Annotated in this window: 1 protein-coding gene and 1 pseudogene; both read left to right on the top strand. The window is 45.0% G+C overall.

All coding sequences use genetic code 11. The features are described from left to right. Positions 1 to 231: 231 nt before the first annotated feature. Positions 232 to 1152: pseudogene (locus tag F6K51_RS36465) on the top strand (reverse transcriptase domain-containing protein); the annotation flags it as partial. Between the two features lie 84 nt (positions 1153 to 1236). Continuing rightward, positions 1237 to 1857: a group II intron maturase-specific domain-containing protein gene (locus F6K51_RS36460; protein WP_365940616.1), complete on the top strand. Its 621-nt coding sequence runs from the start codon at positions 1237 to 1239 to the stop codon at positions 1855 to 1857. The last annotated feature ends 94 nt before the right edge of the window (positions 1858 to 1951 follow it).

The following is a 1951-nucleotide window of genomic DNA, read 5'->3' as shown; positions in this document are numbered from 1 at the left end:
AAGCTTCTTCATGGCAAAAAGAAAACCAAGCAGAAGGCTTGAAGTAAGGCTTGAGCCGGATGATGGGTAACTGTCAAGTCCGGTTCTTAGGGGAGGGGAGTAGAGTAATCTACAAACCTTACCCGACTTCACGTCCGGTTCTGGAGACGAGTCAGCTGTGAGGTGACTCCCTGGCTTAGTTTAATGGAAACTGGCTGCGGGTATTCAGAGGTACACAAACCAATGGAGAGTATGGGTAGACACACATCGAATAGATTTAGTGACCTATGGAAGGGACAAAAGTGGAAGAAACTCCGCCAAAACCTATTCCGCCTACAGAAGCGCGTGTATAAAGCAGTTCGAGCTGGTGACTTGAAGAAAGCTAGGTCATTACAGAAACTGATACTGAAATCCCGTTCAGCGCAACTCTTGGCCGTCCGTCAAGTAACACAGCTAAATAAGGGGAAGAAAACGGCTGGAATTGATGGCAAGTCGAGCCTCAATTATCAAGAACGCATGGAATTGGTGGAGACACTGAACGACTATGGGAATGACTGGAAACATAGCCGACTTCGTGAAATTCCAATCCCTAAAAAGAATGGGAAAGTAAGAGTGTTAAAGATACCAACCATAGCCGACCGTGCATGGCAATGCCTAACTAAATTCGCCCTAGAACCAGCCCACGAGGCCACGTTCAATGCCCGTAGCTACGGGTTTAGGACAGGCAGATGTGCGCAAGACGCACAAAAATGCCTATTCCTCAACCTAAGGTCTACAAGTAACGGTATAAACAAGCGAATCATAGAACTAGACATCAAAAAATGCTTTGACCGCATCTCCCACAGTTCCATTATGGATAGATTGCTAGCTCCTGCATGTCTGAAACAGGGGATTTTTAGATGTTTAAAAGCAGGCATCAATCCAGAATTCCCGGAACAAGGAACACCCCAAGGCGGTGTGGTTAGTCCTCTACTAGCAAATGTGGCACTAGACGGAATTGAGAACATACATACCAGCATCCGGTACGCGGATGACATGGTAATAATCCTCAAGCCTAAAGACGACGCTGAGAAGATTTTGAATAAAATCAAGATGTTCTTGAAAGAGCGAGGAATGGAAGTCAGTGAAGAAAAGACTAAGCTGACCAAAACGATAGACGGATTTGACTTCCTATGAAGTTACCGTAAGAATAAAGAAGCCTTTACAGGCGACAGACTATGCAAAAAAGGGTTAAAAATTATTAATTAAGGCTTCTTTATTCTAAGGTTTCGTCTCCTGGGCTGGAATTTCAGAGTCCAGAAAAACGGAAAATTCCGATGCATTCCCTCAGAGGAAAACCACCGGAATATACGTAAGAAGATTAAAACCGTAGTCAACAACTCGAACTATGGTGCCAAAGTAAAAGCCACAAAGTTAGCTCCCATCATTCGCGGATGGCGTAACTACCATAGCAACTGCGATATGAGTAGCAGCAGGGATAAACTCTGGTTCATGAGACTAACCGCAAACCGGAAATTCCGCAAAGAAAAGAAGGTTAACCGGCACAAAGCTAATGAATTGTGCGATAGAGGATTCCCAAAGGTAAGTTACAAGCAGAACCAACACGTGAATGTAAAGGGGACTAAGTCACCTTATGACGGTGACCTAGTCTATTGGAGTAAGAGAAACTCAAGACTCTACTCCGATGCTACTTCTGATGCATTGAAAAGGCAAAACCATTCCTGCGGATTCTGTGGATTGAAACTCTTAGAAGACGAATCTGTACATCTTCATCACATCGATGGAAACCACGACAATTGGTCTAAAAAGAACACATTAGCAGTTCATCGTAGCTGCCATCAACAGATACACTGGAGCAAGCCGAAAGGCCGGTCATAGACCGAGTTTACCCAGGAGCTGGGTGAGGTGAAAGTCTCACGCCCAGTTCTGAAGCGGAGGTGCTCCCCTTAATAGGGGACATCGACCGTAACAA

Origin of the sequence: Moorena sp. SIO3I8 (assembly GCF_010692325.1) — a bacterium.
Classification (GTDB): domain Bacteria; phylum Cyanobacteriota; class Cyanobacteriia; order Cyanobacteriales; family Coleofasciculaceae; genus Moorena.
Note: the sequence above shows the minus strand (reverse complement) of the source record. Positions and strands in the feature narration are given on the sequence as shown.